The organism is Microbacterium sp. F2E (genome assembly GCF_020905435.1).
Taxonomy (GTDB): domain Bacteria; phylum Actinomycetota; class Actinomycetes; order Actinomycetales; family Microbacteriaceae; genus Microbacterium; species Microbacterium lacticum.
Genome location: NZ_JAJJIB010000004.1, coordinates 124,666 through 137,008, shown reverse-complemented (window position 1 = coordinate 137,008; position 12,343 = coordinate 124,666). Strand labels below are relative to the sequence as shown.

General features: G+C 72.5%; 11 protein-coding genes and 1 tRNA gene. 7 read left to right on the top strand and 5 right to left on the bottom strand.

Translation table 11 applies throughout. The features are described from left to right. The first annotated feature begins 23 nt into the window (after positions 1-23). Positions 24-884 carry a DUF3097 family protein gene (locus LOK55_RS05125; RefSeq protein WP_141381184.1) on the top strand — a complete coding sequence of 287 codons (861 nt, stop codon included), beginning with the start codon at positions 24-26 and terminating at the stop codon, positions 882-884. A gap of 387 nt (positions 885-1,271) precedes the next feature. Further along, positions 1,272-1,937 (top strand): tRNA (guanosine(46)-N7)-methyltransferase TrmB, encoded by a 666-nt coding sequence (gene trmB, locus LOK55_RS05120; protein ID WP_141381186.1) that lies wholly within the window; start codon positions 1,272-1,274, stop codon positions 1,935-1,937. Positions 1,938-2,045: 108 nt separating this feature from the next. Here the strand turns inward: trmB and LOK55_RS05115 are convergent, their stop codons facing one another. From LOK55_RS05115 to LOK55_RS05095, 5 genes are all read right to left on the bottom strand, one after another. Next, positions 2,046-4,094, bottom strand: a complete 2,049-nt coding sequence (locus tag LOK55_RS05115) for a bifunctional lysylphosphatidylglycerol flippase/synthetase MprF (RefSeq protein WP_229934514.1) — start codon at positions 4,092-4,094, stop codon at positions 2,046-2,048. Positions 4,095-4,146: 52 nt separating this feature from the next. Continuing rightward, a complete protein-coding gene (locus tag LOK55_RS05110; protein WP_229934513.1) occupies positions 4,147-4,356 on the bottom strand; it encodes a hypothetical protein in 210 nt (69 codons plus the stop codon). A gap of 55 nt (positions 4,357-4,411) precedes the next feature. Further along, complete coding sequence (locus tag LOK55_RS05105) at positions 4,412-4,579, bottom strand: hypothetical protein (RefSeq protein ID WP_229934512.1); 168 nt, start codon at positions 4,577-4,579, stop codon at positions 4,412-4,414. Positions 4,580-4,874: 295 nt separating this feature from the next. Then, positions 4,875-4,947 (bottom strand) — tRNA-Arg (locus LOK55_RS05100). 16 nt (positions 4,948-4,963) lie between these two features. After that, on the bottom strand, positions 4,964-5,686 hold the full coding sequence (locus tag LOK55_RS05095; RefSeq protein WP_229934511.1) for an SGNH/GDSL hydrolase family protein: 723 nt from the start codon (positions 5,684-5,686) through the stop codon (positions 4,964-4,966). Positions 5,687-5,834: 148 nt separating this feature from the next. On the opposite strand from LOK55_RS05095, the gene LOK55_RS05090 reads away from it, so the two are divergent. The 5 genes from LOK55_RS05090 (at position 5,835) to LOK55_RS05070 (ending at position 12,334) form a co-directional block, all read left to right on the top strand. Continuing rightward, entirely contained in the window at positions 5,835-6,689 is an 855-nt protein-coding gene (locus LOK55_RS05090) for a transglutaminase family protein (protein ID WP_229934510.1), read from the top strand. Positions 6,690-6,828: 139 nt separating this feature from the next. Continuing rightward, complete coding sequence (argS, locus tag LOK55_RS05085; protein ID WP_229934509.1) at positions 6,829-8,505, top strand: arginine--tRNA ligase; 1,677 nt, start codon at positions 6,829-6,831, stop codon at positions 8,503-8,505. 4 nt (positions 8,506-8,509) lie between these two features. Continuing rightward, positions 8,510-9,349, top strand: a complete 840-nt coding sequence (locus tag LOK55_RS05080; RefSeq protein WP_229934508.1) for a DUF2993 domain-containing protein — start codon at positions 8,510-8,512, stop codon at positions 9,347-9,349. A gap of 208 nt (positions 9,350-9,557) precedes the next feature. Then, positions 9,558-11,012: a diaminopimelate decarboxylase gene (gene lysA, locus LOK55_RS05075; protein WP_229934507.1), complete on the top strand. Its 1,455-nt coding sequence runs from the start codon at positions 9,558-9,560 to the stop codon at positions 11,010-11,012. Beyond that, complete coding sequence (locus LOK55_RS05070; protein WP_229934506.1) at positions 11,009-12,334, top strand: homoserine dehydrogenase; 1,326 nt, start codon at positions 11,009-11,011, stop codon at positions 12,332-12,334. Before lysA ends, LOK55_RS05070 begins: the two co-directional genes overlap by 4 nt. Positions 12,335-12,343 lie beyond the last annotated feature (9 nt).

The window sequence follows — 12,343 nt, the reverse complement described above, 5'->3', positions numbered from 1 at the left end:
AGCGTGTCGGATTCGGAGGCGAGATGGTTCACGACGGGATCGACAGGTACGGCGGCGATGTGCTCGCCGCAGGGTGGCGGGATGCCGGGCGGCGGGTGGTGGCATCCGTTCCGGCCGACCCGGGTACGGTCGTCGAGGTCGCCGGCGACGGCTTCTGCGGCGCCGTCACCCGCGTGCAGTCGGGCACCGTCGAACTCGAGGACCGCCGCGGTCAGCGCCGCCTCTTCCCGCTCGGTGGCGGGTTCCTCATCGACGGCGAGCCCGTGCTGCTCGGGCCGCCGAACCCCGCGTCGGGCGGGCCGGGCGGTGCCCGCGCGCCCCGCCGCACCGCCTCGGGTTCGTTCGCCGCGCCGGAGGCCCGGGCGCGCGTCGCGCGCGCGTCGCGCATCCTCGTCGAGGGTCGTCACGACGCCGAACTGGTCGAGAAGGTCTGGGGTGACGACCTGCGCGTGGAGGGTGTCGTCGTCGAGTATCTCCAGGGTGTCGACCTGCTCGACGACCTGCTCCGCGCGGAGCCGCCCGGGCCCGGGCGGCGCTACGGCGTGCTCGTCGATCACCTCGTCCCGGGGTCGAAGGAGTCGCGCATCGCGCAGGCCGTCGAGCGGGGGCCGCACGGCGCGCACCTCCGGATCGTGGGGCACCCGCACATCGACGTCTGGCAGTGCGTGCGCCCGTCTTCGCTCGGCATCGCGGCTTGGCCCGATGTGCCGCGCGGCATCGAGTGGAAGGTCGGGGTGAGCCGGGCGCTCGGCTGGCCCGCCCGCGACCAGGCCGACATCGCGCGCACCTGGCAGCGCATCCTCGGGTCGGTCAGGAGCTACCGCGACCTCGATCCGGCCCTCCTCGGACGCGTCGAGGAGCTGATCGACTTCGTCACCGAGTGACGTACGCAGGAGATCCGTCGCCGATCGCGCCGTTGAGGCCCCTGGCCGCCCCTGCGGGCCCGGATCTCCTGCATTCGTCACCGGTACCCCGGTCAGCCGCCTGGCGCGGCCCGGCCTCAGCCCACCGGCCCTCCCCGTCTCGGCCGGCCGGCCCCTCTGCCGAGCGCCGCCTCGCGCCCGGGGCCGCCGGCCGAGACGGCCGTGACCCTCGGGCCCGAACCCGCGTGACGGGTGCAGGAGATCTGGCGCCGGAGGCGCCGTTCGGGGCCGCAGGGCGCCCGCGCGGGCCGGATCTCCTGCATTCGTCACGGGTAGCCTGGGGGAGTGACCGACTCGACCCCGCGCTTCCGCGACAAGCCCGTCTCCTTCGTCCGGCGGAGCGGCCGGATGAGCGACGGCCAGGAGCGCGCCTGGGCCGAGCACGCCGGCTTCTACTTGATCGAGGTGCCGCGCGGGCAGGCGGCGACCAGCATCGAGCCCGGTAACCGGATCGACCCGGCCGAGACCTACGGCCGGACGGCGCCGCTCGTGATCGAGATCGGCTCCGGCCAGGGCCACGCGATCGTGCACGCCGCCTCCGCGGCGCCGGAGCGCGACTTCCTCGCCGTCGAGGTCTTCCGCGCGGGGCTCGCCCGCACGATGCTCGACGCCGCCCGCGAGGGCGTGCAGAACCTGCGGCTCGTCGAGGCGAACGCGCCCGAGGTGCTCGAGCACCTGCTGCCCGAGGCGAGCGTCGACGAACTGTGGATCTTCTTCCCCGACCCGTGGCACAAGTCCAAGCACCACAAGCGCCGCCTCGTCGACCCCTCATTCCCGCCGCTCGCCGCGCGGGCGCTGCGCGACGGCGGCGTGCTGCGCCTCGCGACCGACTGGGAGGACTACGCCCGGCAGATGCGCGCCGTGATAGCGGATGCCGCGGACTTCGCCCCGGCGTTCGAGGGCGACTGGGCGCCGCGATTCGACGGACGCGTCATGACCGCGTTCGAACGGAAGGGCATCGCGAAGGGACGCGAGATCCGCGACCTCGTCTACCGCCGGGAACCGCGCGGGTGAGCGCCGCCGCCGATCGCCCCGCCGACGATCGGTCGGCGGCCGACGCGGCGCGCGAGTCGGAGCTGGGCGCCGACGGGGCGCCGGGCGCAGCGCCCGAGGCAGCGCCCGCTACGACGCCCGAAGCAGCGCCCGCTGTGACCGCCGGAGTGGCGCCCGACCCGGCACCCGCCGTGACGCTCGGGCGCACGCTCGTGCCCGCGCTTCTCGTCGCGCTCGCCGCCCCGGCCCTCTTCGTGCTGCTCGTGCCGTGGCTCGGCTGGCGAGCCCGTCCGACAGGCGTGCGCTGAGCGCCGCGAGCATGCTCGCCTCGGGCGGGTACTCGTGGGCGAGCGGCGCCCCCGACAGCGACATGAACTCGGCGCCCTCGTCGCGGAACGCCACCGCCGACGAGGCGATGAGGTACTCGATGACGGGGCCGAACCCGCCCTCGCGCCGGCGCATGAGGTCGAGCGTCCAGCCGCGCACGCCCCGGCCGTCGTCGCCGTAGATCGGCAGCCAGGAGAGGAAGCCGTCGACCGTGCCGTGCGGGTCGATCGCGAGGGCGATGCGCACCTCGGGATCGTCGGCTTCGGCGAGCGTGCCGAGGGTGAAGCGCATCTCGGGCAGGTCCTTGTCGCCGACCCACTGCTCCGAGATCGCGTTCAGCTGCGCGCGCACACCCCACGGCTCGTCGGCGAGCCGCGTGAGGCGGAAGGTCATGTCCTCACGGCCGGCCTTGTTCATCGAGGTGCGCACCGAGTTCCACGCCTTGCCGGTGAAGGCGAGGCCGGGGAGGTCGACGATCGTGTCGTCGGCGACGACGAGCGAGCGCCAGGTGTCGGGCACGGCCTCGCGCACCGTCTCGCCGACGCTGAAGAAGCACGGCACGAGGCCCGCGTGCTCGGCCGCGTGGATGAACTCGCCGACCGACTGTGCGCGTCCCTCCGCCGGGCCGAGCGGATCGGCGAGTGCGATCACCGCGCCCACGCGCTTCTGGAAGGCGACGATCCCCGTCGAGGTGCGGAAGTAGTCGTTGCCGTCCCAGGTGGTCATCCACGACAGGGTGCTGCCGCCGGCCCGGCGGAGCAGGGCGGATGCCTCGTCGACGGTCGGTTCCGCGCCGCCGCCGAGCGTCGTGCGGCGGTGCCGGGCGAACGCGCCGCGCACGCTGATGAGGTAGATCAGCATGAGCAGCGATAGGGCGCCCATACCGATCTCGAGCGCCGCCGTGCCGAGGAGTGTCACGTCGACGTCCACATCGACATCGACGTCACCGGCCACCGGCAGGAGGAGGGCGAGACCGATGGCGCTCAGCACATTGATCGACATCAGGATGATCGCCACCACCCACGCCCAGCGCCGCGCCTGCAGCAGGCCGTTGGCGATCACGACGACGACCACCACGTCGATCGCCGTCGACCAGAAGCTGCCGCCGAGGGGCTCCGTGCCGCCGAACGGGCCGTCGGTGGGGACGATCGCGAGGATGGTCTCGATCGCGACGAACGCGAGCATGCCGATGAAGGCGACGAGCCGTTGCTCCCGCAGGGTGGCGCGCGGGGGGCGCAGGGTGCGGTCGACGACGAGGATGAGGAGCACCGCGCAGAGGTCTTCGAGGTCGGTGACGGTGCCGAACACGAGCACCGCCACGATGACGGCGCTGAGCAGCAGCATCCATCCGCGGGTGCGCCATGGCGCCGGGGCGAGACCGGCGAGCGCGGCGATGCAGGCGAGCGCGCCGGCGCTCGGCCCGACGTCGAGGCTGCTCGCGGCCTCCTGCGCCCACGTCCACCCGGAGAACAGGCGCAGCAGGCTCAGCAGCAGCGCGCTGGCGAACACGCCGAACAGCTGCCCGACCCAGAAGTAGGCGAGGGCGATGCGGCTTCCCCGGAGGTACTCGAGTGCGCCGAGCGCGCCGAGACCCACGAGGGTCGGGATGTAGACGAGGGGCTGGACGACGAAGAACGTCCCCGTGATCGGCGTCCACCAGCGCCCGTCGTCGAGGGCCGGCAGCCCGTACGCCCACGTGTACATGCCCGCGCTCTCGACGAACGGCTCCCACAGCCCGCGCGAGAGCACGCCCACGACGAGCACGACGAGGATCGTCGCGATCGTGGCGGGCGTGCGGCGGAGGATGCCGGTGACGCGGGCGGAGCACGCGGGTGCGGTGGGCGCCGTCATGGTTCCACGGCAGCGACTGTCGCCGCTGTTCCGAGGCTGCGCGGCGGGGGCGTCACAGGGCGGCCAGCAGCGCCGGCCCGAACGCGATCGCCGCGGCGATCGGCACGACGAGCAGGCCCAGCACGAGCACCGCGCCGAGGCCGATCAGTCCGAGGACCGACAGTGCGGTCGCGGTGCCGGTCGAGACCCGGTCGCGCAGCGGCGTGCGCGTACGCGCGGATCGTGCGGCGACGGAGGGGTACGGGATGCTGGCGGTGACCATGCTTCGACGCTACGAAGCGCGGCGGGCGAGGGCATCAGCCCAGGGAGGGATTCGTCTACGCCGCGAGGATGAACGCGCGGCGGACGGTGGCGCGGGCGAGCGTGAGGGTCAGCACCAGGAGAGTGACCAGGAAGAACCCGCCCAGGTAGACGGCGTCGCCGAACACGAGGTCGAGGAGCTCGAGCACGAGCAGCTTGCTTGCGGGGAGCACGAGCAGCAGCATCCCGATGTTGAGCGCGCATCCACGGCCCGCGCGGGGCCCGGACGCGCGCCGCGATCCGCTTCTTCACGAACAGCACGCCCTCGAGCACGATCTTCAGCAGGACCGCGGTGAGGAGCGCGACGAGGAAGCTCTCCGAGATCACCGCCGGGAAGAGCTGGATGAACACGCCCAGCACGACCAGATAGACGAAGACGTCGACGAGATCGATGGGCCGCACCCGCACAGGGCGAGTGTATCCAGGTCGGCGGGTCGCGACGCGCGGCTACGACCGTGACGTCATCGACGAGATGTGAAGTGCCCCCGACAGGAATCGAACCTGCGACCTTTGGTACCGGAAACCAACGCTCTATCCCCTGAGCTACGGAGGCGTACCGATCGAGAGTATCACCGAGAGATGGCTCGAACTGCCGCGGCGAGGCGCTCGGCGAGGTAGCGGTGCCCCGCGGTGGAGGGGTGGTCGCGCCCGAGCCCGGTGTCGATGACGTCGGTGTCGTTCGCGGGGGTGATCCAGTCGTCGCCGATCGGCGAGATGTACCACCAGCCCCGACCGGCGGCCGCGGCGGCGAGATCGCGGTCGATGCGCTCGGTGGCCGCCTCGATCGGCAGCACCTGCGGCGCGGGGCCGAGGACCACGATCTGCGCGCGCGGATAGGTTGCGGCGAGGGCGTCCCACGCGGCATCCACCGCGGCGCGGTAGCCCGCCACGGGCTCGCGTCGATCGTTGATCGATCCCTGCACGATCACGAGGTCGGGCTGCAGCTGCGGGTCGAGCGCGGCGATGCGGGTGCCGAAGTCGGGGCCGTCGAGCCCGGGCTTGAGATATCCCGAGCCGCGTACGCCGTCGACGACGGTCGTCCACCCGGTCATTCCCGCAACGACATATGCGTAGCCGAGGGTGGGGTCGGATGCTGCGGAACCGTACGTCCACGAGTCGCCGAAGATCAGCACGGTGGGATGCTCGGGGAGATCGAGCAGCTCCGGAGTCGTCGCCACGGCCACCGCGCCAGACCCCGCCGCGACGACCGCCTCGGGGGTGGCCGGGGTCGCCCACGGCCGCAGCAGCGCGGCTCCGGCGACCGCCGCGACCGCCACGGAGACGGCCAGCATGACCCGCGCCCGACGGCGCCGCAGAGAGCGCTGAGGGGAGGGGGCGGACGTCCGCATGCGTCGAGGGTAAGCCACGCCGAGTGGGAACGGGAACAGGCGTCGAAACACGGCGTGCGACGGAGCCTCCGCGGCGTGCGAGGATACTTCGGTGCAACGCATCGTGACCGCCGAACTCGACCTGGAACTGGGCGCCTCCGTCGACCTCATCTTTCAGATCGCGGCGGCCCAGCCGGCACCCGTTCTGCGTGAGGAACTGACCTTCAGTCAGGGCGACCGCGTGTACACGCCGACCGAGATCATCGACCAGTCCGGCAGCCGCCTGCACCGCCTGCAGGGCGACGCGGGACGCCTCGAGGTGCGCTACGAGGCGCTCATCGACGGGCACGTCGCGCAGCGCTCCACGAGCGATCTCGAAGCCATCACCTACCTGCGCCCGAGCCGGTACTGCCAGTCCGACGAGGTCTTCTCGCAGGCGCGGCGCCAGTTCCGCGGGCTGCAGGGGTTCGACCTCATCGCCGCGGTCAGTGAGTTCGTGGCATCCTCGACGACGTACACCCCCGGGCTCAGCCAGGGCACCGATTCGGCCGTGACCACGCTCATGACCGGGCAGGGCGTCTGCCGCGACTACGCGCACGTCGTGATCGCGCTGCTGCGCGCGATGGACATGCCCGCCCGCTACGCCGCGTGCTATGCGCCGGGCCTGCGCCCGATGGACTTCCACGCCGTCGCCGAGGCCTATGTCGACGGCAGCTGGTACGTCATCGACGCGACGCGGCTCAGCAATCGTCGCTCGCTCGTGCGCATCGCGACGGGGCGCGACGCCGCCGACTGCGCGTTCCTCAGCTACCACGGCGGCTACGTGGGCCTTCAGCGCATGCGCGTGGACGCCCTCGTCGTGCCGGGGGATGTGGCGGATGCCGAGGCCGCCGCCGCGCAGGACGCCGCCGCCGCGGCAGCCGACCCCGCCCTCGACGACTTCGCCGAGCTCGTCCAGCTCGCCTGACCGGCCCGCGCCCGGCGCGCGTCACCGAGACCGACCGTCTGGCGCGACACCGACCGCCGGGCAGTCGGTCTGGTGCCGAACGGCCGGTCTCGACGCACGGGGCGGGCGCTCAGCGCCGCGCCCGTAGACTTGACGGGCTATGAATCCTGATGCCCTCGCCGAAGCCCTCCTCGCCGTCATCGCCCCGCTCGCCGAGGCCCGACGCGAGGGGTCGAGCGCCGGGCTGACCGCCGCCGACTTCCCGCTCGAGCGCCCCCGCAACCGCGACCACGGCGACTGGGCGTCGAACGCCGCGCTGAAGCTCGGCAAGGCGGTCGGCGCGAACCCGCGCGAGTTCGCGCAGGAGATCGCCGACGCGCTCGCCGCCACCGACGGCGTCGCGTCGGTCGAGGTCGCCGGCCCCGGGTTCATCAACATCCGGTTGGATGCCGCCGCCGCGGGCGCCCTCGCGAAGACGATCGTCGAGGCGGGCGCCGCATACGGCACGAACGACAGCCGCAGCGACGAGATCATCAACCTCGAGTTCGTCTCCGCGAACCCCACCGGGCCCATCCACCTCGGCGGCACCCGCTGGGCCGCCGTCGGCGACGCGCTCGCCCGCATCCTGCAGAGCCAGGGCGCCCAGGTCACCCGCGAGTACTACTTCAACGACCACGGGGCGCAGATCGACCGGTTCGCGCGCAGCCTCGTCGCCGCGCACCAGGGCGACCCGACCCCCGAGGACGGCTACGGCGGCGGCTACATCGACGACATCGCGCGTCGCGTCGCGCTCGCCTACACCGACGGCGGCGCGAACGACATCGACGCGCTCGAGCCGGCGGCCAAGCAGGAGGCGTTCCGCGAGCTCGGCGTCGGCTTCATGTTCGCCGAGATCAAGCAGTCGCTGCACGAGTTCGGCGTCGACTTCGACGTCTACTTCCACGAGAACGACCTGCACACCTCCGGCGCCGTCGACCGTGCGATCGCGCGGCTGCGCGAGCTGGGCCACATCTTCGAGGCCGACGGCGCGACGTGGCTGCGCTCGACCGACTTCGGCGACGACAAGGACCGCGTCGTCATCAAGAGCGACGGCAACGCCGCCTACATCTCCGGCGACCTCGCCTACTACCTCGACAAGCGCGAGCGCGGCTTCAACCGCTGCATCATCATGCTCGGCGCCGACCACCACGGCTACGTGCAGCGCCTCATGGCGATGACGGCCGCCTTCGGCGACGAGCCGTACGTCAACCTGCAGATCCTCATCGGCCAGATGGTGAACCTCGTCAAGGACGGCACGCCGCTGCGCATGTCCAAGCGCGCCGGCACGATCGTCACGATGGAGGACCTCGTGGAGATCGTCGGTGTGGATGCCGCGCGCTACGCCCTCACGCGCTCGTCGGCCGACTCGAACCTCGACATCGACCTCGACGTGCTGCAGAAGCGCACGAACGACAACCCCGTCTTCTACGTGCAGTACGCGCACGCGCGCACCCACAACGTCGCCCGGAACGCCGCCGCGTCGGGCGTCGACCGGAGCGCGTTCGCGCCCGAGCTGCTCACCCACGAGACCGAGTCGGCGCTCCTCGGCGCGCTGCAGGAGTTCCCGCGCATCGTCGCCTTCGCCGCCGAGACCCGCGAGCCGCACCGCGTCGCCCGCTACCTCGAAGAGCTCGCCGGGCTCTACCACAAGTGGTACGACAACTGCCGGGTCATCCCGCTCGGCGACGCGCCCGTCGACGACGTGCACCGCACCCGGCTGTGGCTGAACGACGCCACCGGCCAGGTGCTCCGCAACGGCCTCGACCTGCTCGGCGTCAGCGCTCCCGAACGGATGTGACCCGATGAGCGCCGACGAGCATCCGACCCAGCCGCTGCCCGACCCGAGCGCGACGTGGATCCTGCAGACGGATGCCTCGGCGCCCGCGCCTCGACGCCACCGCCGTTGGCCGTGGCTGGTCGCCGTGCTCGCGGTCGCCGCCCTCGCCGTGGGTGCGTGGTTCGCCGGGGAGTACATCGCCCGCGGCATCGTCGAGCGCACGATCCGCGAGCAGGTGGTGCAGCAGCTCGACCTGCCGGCCGACCAGCAGATCGACGTCGACATTCCGGGTCAGGTGCTGCCGCAGCTGATCTCGGGGCGCTTCGATCAACTGACCGTCTCGAGCGCCGATGTGCCGTTCGGTCAGCTCAGCGGTGACGTCGTCGTGCACGCCTCGGGCGTTCCGGTGCGCGGCGATGCGCCCGTCGACAGTGCGAGCGCGCAGGTGACGCTCGACCAGTCGCAGTTGCAGGCTCTGCTCTCGACGGTCGACGGCTTTCCGGCGAGCACCGTCAGCCTTGCCGAGCCGCACGTCGAGGTCGCGATGGATCTGCAGCTGTTCGCGCTCACCGTTCCGATCGGTGTCGGCCTCACGCCGAGCGCGTCTGCCGGCCAGTTGGTGCTCACCCCCGACACGCTGAAGGCGGGGGATGCCGAGGTGTCGGCCGAGGCGCTCGTCGATCAGTTCGGCGCGGTCGCCCGCACGGTGGTGCGTGATTGGGACGTCTGCGTCGCGCAGTACCTGCCGGCCGGCATCACCCTGTCGGGCGTGCGCGTGGCGGGGCAGACCGTGGTCGCCGACTTCGATGTCGACGGTGCGATCGTCACCGACGCCGCGCTGCAGCAGAACGGCACCTGCGCCTGACCGCTCGCGTCGGCGCGTCGAGAACACACAAGTGCACGCCTGACGCACCCCGAACGGTGCAATTGTGCGGTTTCGCGGGGGCGCCGCTGGGCGCTCTTCCCATACGCGGGGCGGCATGCGGGGGTGCCCTAGACTTGTCGCACATCTGACGGGCACGTGGCGCGCAAGCGCCCGCCCGTGGCCTTCACCCCGATTGGTTCCCCTCCGCGTGTCCGCCCCTTCCGACAGTCCGCTCGTGCCGGATTGGCTCATCGTGCCCGATGACGCGAACGCCCTCGCTCCGCACGTGTGGCCGGATGCCGCGCACCGCGACGACAGCGGAGAGCTGGTCCTCGGCGGGGTCGCCGCGAGCGACCTCCGCGCCCGGTTCGGCACGCCGCTGTACGTGCTCGACGAGGGCGAGGTGCGCTCCCGCGCCCGGCGTACTCGCGCGGCCTTCGACGAGGCCGCCGCCCAGCACGGCACGACGGCGCAGGTGTACTACGCGGGCAAGGCCTTCCTGTCCACCGAGGTCGTGCGGTGGGTGGTCGCCGAGGGGCTGGCCGTCGACGTCGCGACCGGGGGAGAGCTCGCCGTCGCCCTCGCCGGCGGCGCCGACCCCGCGCGCATCGGCTTCCACGGCAACAACAAGTCGGTCGCCGAGATCGCCCGCGCGATCGAGGTCGGCGTCGGCTCGATCGTCATCGACAGCGACATCGAGGTCGAGCGGGTCGCCGCTGAGGCGGCACGCCGCGGCATCCGCCAGTCGGTGCGCCTGCGCGTCAACAGCGGCGTGCACGCCGAGACCCACGACTTCCTCGCGACGGCCCACGAAGACCAGAAGTTCGGCACCGCGCTCGCCCGCGCCGAGGAGGTCGTGGCGCGCATCCGCGAGCTGCCGAGTCTCGACTTCGGCGGCCTGCACTGCCACATCGGCTCGCAGATCTTCGGCGTCGACGGCTTCCGCGAGTCGGCCGCCCGCCTCCTCGACGTGCATGAGCGGCTGCTCGCGGGCGGCCCGGTCCCGGTGCTGAACCTCGGCGGCGGCTTCGGTATCGCCTACACCTCCGCCGACACGCCGACCCCGATCGAAGAGCTCTCCGGCGCCATCGTCGCCTCGGTCGCCGCCGAGTGCGCGCGCCGCCGCATCCCGGTGCCCGCCCTCGCGTTCGAGCCCGGCCGCGCGATCGTCGGCACCGCCGGGGTCACCCTCTACGAGGTCGGCACCACGAAGCCCGTGCAGGTCAGCGACGCGCTCACCCGCCTGTACGTGAGCGTCGACGGCGGCATGAGCGACAACGCGCGCACGGCCCTCTACGGCGCGCAGTACTCCGCCCGCCTCGCCTCGCGCTCCTCGGACGCCGCGCCCGCGCTCGTGCGGGTGGTCGGGCGGCACTGCGAATCGGGCGACATCATCGTCGACGCGGAATACCTCCCGGGCGACGTCGCCCCCGGCGACCTGCTGGCCGTCCCCGCCACGGGGGCGTACTGCTTCTCGCTGTCGAGCAACTACAACTACGTGCCGCGCCCGCCGGTCGTGGCCGTCACGGGCGGCGAGGCACGCCTGATCGTGCGCGGCGAGAGCATCGACGATCTGCTCGCCCGCGACATGGGCGTGACCGGCGCTGCCCGCGTCACCGCGGACGGGGCCGCCGCCGCTCCGGCTCGAAAGGAGACCGCATGACCGACGACCGTCGCCTCCGCGTCGCCCTGCTGGGCGCCGGCTCCGTGGGATCGCAGGTCGCCGCCCTGCTGCTCACGCACCAGGACGAGCTGGCCGACCGCGCCGGTGTCGCCCTCGACCTCGTCGGCATCGCCGTGCGCGACGTCGACGCGCCGCGCGACGCCGACCTGCCGCGCGAGCTCTTCACGACGGATGCCGAGGGGCTCATCGTCGGCGCCGACATCGTCATCGAGCTGATGGGCGGCATCGAACCGGCGCGCGAGTACATCGCCCTCGCCCTCAACTCCGGGGCCGACGTCGTCACGGGCAACAAGGCGCTCGTGGCGACCCACGGCTCCGAGCTCTTCGACGTCGCCGACCAGGTCGGCGCGACCGTGTCGTACGAGGCGGCCGTCGCCGGCGCGATCCCGATCATCCGGCCGCTGCGCGATTCGCTCGCCGGCGACCGCGTGCAGCGGATAATGGGCATCGTCAACGGCACCACCAACTACATCCTCGACCGCATGGATCGCGAGGGCAGCGACTTCGACGTCGTCCTCGCCGACGCGCAGCGTCTCGGGTACGCCGAGGCCGACCCGACCGGCGACGTCGAGGGCTTCGACGCGGCGCAGAAGGCCGCGATCCTGGCATCCCTCGCCTTCCACACAGCGGTGCCGGTCGACGCCGTGCACCGCGAGGGCATCACCGCGATCGACACAACGGTGATGGATGCCGCGCGCGGCGCCGGTTACGTCATCAAGCTCCTCGCCGTGTGCGAGCGGCTGGAGGGCGCCGCGGAGTCGCCGACTGGTGAGGCGATCTCGGTGCGGGTCGCGCCGGCGCTCGTGCCGCGCGATCACCCGCTCGCCTCGGTGCACGGGGCGAACAACGCCGTCTTCGTGCAGGCCGAGTCCGCCGGGAACCTCATGTTCTACGGTGCCGGCGCGGGCGGCGTGCAGACGGCGTCGGCCGTGCTCGGCGACGTGGTCTCGGCCGCGCGCCGGCACATCGCGGGCGGCGTCGGGGTGGGCGAGTCGACGCGGGCGAACCTGCCGGTGCTGCCGATCGGCCGCGTCACGACCCGCTACCAGATCACCCTCGACGTCTCGGACGAGCCCGGCGTGCTGTCGACCGTCGCGGGCATCCTCGCCGAGGGGCGCGTGTCGATCGCGACCGCTCTGCAGACGGTGATCACGGAAGCAAACGGCGAGTCGGGCACCGCCCGCCTCGTCATCGGAACCCACCGGGCGCTCGAGCAGGATCTCAGCGACACGGTCGACCGACTCGCCGCCAGCGGCGTGGTCGACCGCATCGTGTCGGTGCTGCGCGTCGAAGGTGACTGAGTAGGCGAA

Excerpts from the sequence above, each read along its gene's own strand:
- LOK55_RS05125 (WP_141381184.1), top strand. The coding sequence starts at position 24 with ATGGTTCACGACGGGATCGACAGGTACGGCGGCGATGTGCTCGCCGCA.
- trmB (WP_141381186.1), top strand. The coding sequence starts at position 1,272 with ATGAGCGACGGCCAGGAGCGCGCCTGGGCCGAGCACGCCGGCTTCTAC.
- LOK55_RS05115 (WP_229934514.1), bottom strand. The coding sequence starts at position 4,094 with ATGACGGCGCCCACCGCACCCGCGTGCTCCGCCCGCGTCACCGGCATC.
- LOK55_RS05110 (WP_229934513.1), bottom strand. The coding sequence starts at position 4,356 with ATGGTCACCGCCAGCATCCCGTACCCCTCCGTCGCCGCACGATCCGCG.
- LOK55_RS05105 (WP_229934512.1), bottom strand. The coding sequence starts at position 4,579 with ATGCTGCTGCTCGTGCTCCCCGCAAGCAAGCTGCTCGTGCTCGAGCTC.
- LOK55_RS05095 (WP_229934511.1), bottom strand. The coding sequence starts at position 5,686 with ATGCTGGCCGTCTCCGTGGCGGTCGCGGCGGTCGCCGGAGCCGCGCTG.
- argS (WP_229934509.1), top strand. The coding sequence starts at position 6,829 with ATGAATCCTGATGCCCTCGCCGAAGCCCTCCTCGCCGTCATCGCCCCG.
- LOK55_RS05080 (WP_229934508.1), top strand. The coding sequence starts at position 8,510 with ATGAGCGCCGACGAGCATCCGACCCAGCCGCTGCCCGACCCGAGCGCG.
- LOK55_RS05070 (WP_229934506.1), top strand. The coding sequence starts at position 11,009 with ATGACCGACGACCGTCGCCTCCGCGTCGCCCTGCTGGGCGCCGGCTCC.